The sequence below is a fragment of the Haloplanus sp. genome (assembly GCF_028275055.1).
Classification (GTDB): Archaea; Halobacteriota; Halobacteria; order Halobacteriales; family Haloferacaceae; genus Haloplanus.
Window position 1 is genome coordinate 1 of sequence record NZ_JAQCNJ010000034.1, and the last position, 3,424, is coordinate 3,424.

Annotated in this window: 3 protein-coding genes; 2 read left to right on the forward strand and 1 reads right to left on the reverse strand. The window is 69.0% G+C overall.

The window, feature by feature from the left end:
- On the forward strand, positions 1-1,053 hold a 1,053-nt coding region (locus tag Q0925_RS04275), incomplete at its 5' end, for a PQQ-binding-like beta-propeller repeat protein (RefSeq protein ID WP_299332201.1).
- 131 nt (positions 1,054-1,184) lie between these two features.
- Positions 1,185-1,496, forward strand: coding sequence for an MTH1187 family thiamine-binding protein (locus Q0925_RS04280; RefSeq protein ID WP_299332202.1), 312 nt, complete (start codon positions 1,185-1,187; stop codon positions 1,494-1,496).
- A 26-nt stretch (positions 1,497-1,522) separates the two neighbouring features.
- Here Q0925_RS04280 and Q0925_RS04285 read toward each other — a convergent pair.
- The coding region (locus Q0925_RS04285) for a BGTF surface domain-containing protein (RefSeq protein ID WP_299332203.1) at positions 1,523-3,424 on the reverse strand (1,902 nt) is incomplete at its 5' end.

The following is a 3,424-nucleotide window of genomic DNA, read 5'->3' on the forward strand; positions in this document are numbered from 1 at the left end:
TCGGCCGACTCCGGTCCGACGGCCGGCGTTACCACGGACTGGCAGCTCCGGGTGGGCGGGGCACGCCCCCCGGTCGTCTCCGACGGCACCGTGTTCGTCGGGGGGCAGGAGTCGGTCCGAGCAGTCGACGCCGCGAGCAGAGACGAGCAGTGGGCGACCGGGATCTCGGACGCCGAGACGCCACTGGTGTCCACGCCGGCGGTGACCAGCAGATCGGTGTTCGTCGGTAGCGTCGCGGAACCAGAGGGCACCGTACACGCACTGGACGTTGCGACCGGCGAGCAGCGGTGGTCGGTCAGCTTCAGCATCGGCACCGATTCCACCGGGGGCACGCCGCCGTCGCCGCTGGTGTCCGACGGAACCGTCTACGTCGTCGGTGAGACCACGGTGTACGCGCTGGACGCCGTCACCGGGGACGAGCGGTGGCGGTCCGAGCCCGGAGGGATATTCGACCTCTCCAGGACCGCACTCGCCGACGGAACGGTGTATGTAAACGTCGATGGGACGCTCTACGCGCTCGATGCGGCGACCGGTGACGAGGAGTGGGCCGCCGATACCACCCAGGAGGTGACGATCCCGGCGGTGGCCGACGGGACGGTCTACGTCGGCCAGGGGCGGGAGGTGCGGGCGATCCGGGCGGCGGACGGGAGTGAACGGTGGCGGTTCGAGGCCGGCCGGGAGGTTGTGGTCTTGTCGCCGGCGGTGGCCGGCGGGACCGTGTTCGCCGGGACGTTCAAGACGGCCTCGGACGAGTTCGCCCACGGCCTGTACGCACTCGATGCTGCCGACGGAAGCGAGGAGTGGCGGGTCGAGGTCGAGTCCTCCTCGCCGTCGTACATCGGGATCAGGCCCGCGGTGGACGACGGAAGCGTGTACGCGGGGCGCGGCACCCTCGGAGGCTCGGGAGACAACTCGCTCGTTGCGTTCGATCCTGACACCGGCACTGAACAGTGGCGGTCGACGTTCGAGGATGTGGTACGTGGGCCGGCGGTGGCTATGGGCAGCGTGTTCGTCGCCCCCGGAGGCACCCTGTACCGGCTCACCGAAGGGTAAGTCTCCGGGCGGCACTGCCGGCGATGCACGGGTCGCCGCCGCGGAGTTCGGAGCCGGCGGGTAAGCCGGCCGAAGCCATAGCCGCGCCCGCGCCGAGTAAGCGTTTTGCGACTCCGTGGCCGAACACGGGTATGACAGTCGTCGCGCTACTCAGCGTCGCACCCGTGATCGAGGGGAGCATGTCCGCGGAGGTCGCGAAAGCCGTCGACGCACTGGAGGGCTTCGACGTGCGCTACGAGACGAATCCGATGGGGACCGTGATCGAGGCCGACGACGTCGGAACGCTGTTTGCGGCCGCGCAGGCCGCCCACGAGGCGGTCGACGCGGACAGAGTGAGTACGGTGTTGAAGATCGACGACAAGCGGACCCAAGGGGGTCGCGCACGTAAGAAGGTGGAGGCAGTGGAGGAGCGCCTCGGGCGGCCCGCCCGCGGCGGGGAGTGAGCGGCACGCGACCGCCGGCCGCAGCCTCAGTCCCGACGCACGGCCAGGAGCGCGGCCGCCGCGAGCGCAACAAGAGCGGCCACGACCCCGAAGCCGGGCGTGGTGGTCGGCGTCTGGACCGTCGGGACTTCGGTTGTCGTCGTGGCTGGCCGTGACGTCGTTGTCTCGGTCGGCGTCGACGTGGTGGTGGTCGTCGGCGTCGCCGTGGACGTGATCACCGTGGTCTCCGCGGGCGTGTCCGTCGTCGGCGTCTGGATCACCGGCTGAACCGTTCCCTCGACGGTCAGTTCCGACGCGGGGCCGGTATCGTCGACGATGACACTGTAGCGGTCGCCGGGGCTGGTGTCGTTGAACGACAGCGTCACGAGGAACTGGCCGTCCCCGTCCACTGTCGTTTCCGCGGTCTTCAGGAACGCCGGCCGAACGTTGTCGCCGCTCCGGACCCGGATCCGAACCTCCGTTCCGGGGGCGACCGTCGCCTCGCCGAAGACCTCCTGGCCGCTGGCCTCGGTCACGTTGAACGGCTCCGACATCGACAGTTCGGGTTCGGTGAGCGAGTGCGTGGTTTCGACGGCCTCGTCTCCGCCGTCCGCCGTCAGATCGAGGTCGTTCTCGTCGTCGCCGAAGACGGTGAACGACGCCTGGAGGTCGTCGTCGGTGCTGACCTGCCCGTAGTCGTTCTCGCCGGGATCGATCGCCCCGTCGTTGTCCTCGTCCTCAACCGCGCCCGGGCCGTCGTCGCCGGTGCGCGTAACGATGTAGTAGCTGTCGTTAGCCGAGTCGGCTATGACCTGACTGTTCGAGCCGTTCAGTTGCAGGAGCAGGGGATCCTGGTTGGGGCCGGGGTCCTGTTGCGCCACGGCGAGCCCCGCCGCGGGGTTGCTCCCGGAGCCGTTCGCGAAGTCGTAGAACTCCGAGGTGATGGTGTCCTCGCCGCGGGCGTCGAGCGCCCCTTCGAGCCCGGAGGCCCGGATCTCGTAGACGACCGTGTCGCCGGTTGCGACCTCGTCGGTCCGGGTCAGCCACTCGCCGTCGCCCTCACGGACGTCCTCGGCGGCGTCGAGGTCGCCGTAGCGGTTCTGCGGCGCGGTCCAGGTGCGGATCGCGGTGGTTTCGCGCGGTTCCAACACGAGGAGGTCGACGTCGGTCTCCCGCCCCTCCGCCGCGACGGACATGTCGTACGACGTCGCGTCAAGGAGGTTCGAGACGCCGATCGAGAGGTCGCTGCTGATGATCTCGTCGTCGTCGCCGACGCTGAACACGTCGTTGCCGGTCCCGAGGTCACCCTCACTCGCGGTCGACGCCGCGTAGGTGTTGAAGTAAACCGTGACGTCCCCGTCCTGGTCGTCGTCGCGGACGGTCACGTTCGACTCGAACCCGAGGTCCTCGCCCCCGATCGTCAGGGTGGCCTCACGGGTGTTGTCCAGTTCGATCGGGATCGCAGCCACGTCACCCCGGGTTTCGGAGGTGGTGCTACCGGGGAACGTGGCCTTGACGTCGCCCGCCTCCCGGACGACGATGGTGTCGGACTCCGCCGAGACGCCGGAGGTGGTGTCGGTCGCGCGGATGGTGTACTCGCCGGTTTCGACCTCCAGGGACTCGAGGTCGTAGCTGAACCCGTATTCGCCCTGCCCGGAGAGACTCACGATCCGGTCGTCGACCTCGTCGACGGCCTCGCCGTCCTCGTCGAGGAATTCGAGTCTGACGGGTCGGTCGCCCGCGCGGGCCTCAACGGTGCCTTCGAGCGCCTGGAGGTTGGTGATGTTCCGGTCGTCGATGTCGACCGAGAAGCCGAGTCCCCGGACCGTGATGTCGGCGGTCCCCTCACCGTCGATGTCGGCCTCGTAGTCGCCGGCGTTGCGGTCGTCGGTGGCGAAGACGAAGATCCGGCTGTTGGTGCCGGTGGATCCGTCGAAGAAGTAGTTGTT

Coding starts and splice junctions, on each gene's coding strand:
- Q0925_RS04280 (WP_299332202.1), top strand. CDS start 1,185: ATGACAGTCGTCGCGCTACTCAGCGTCGCACCCGTGATCGAGGGGAGC.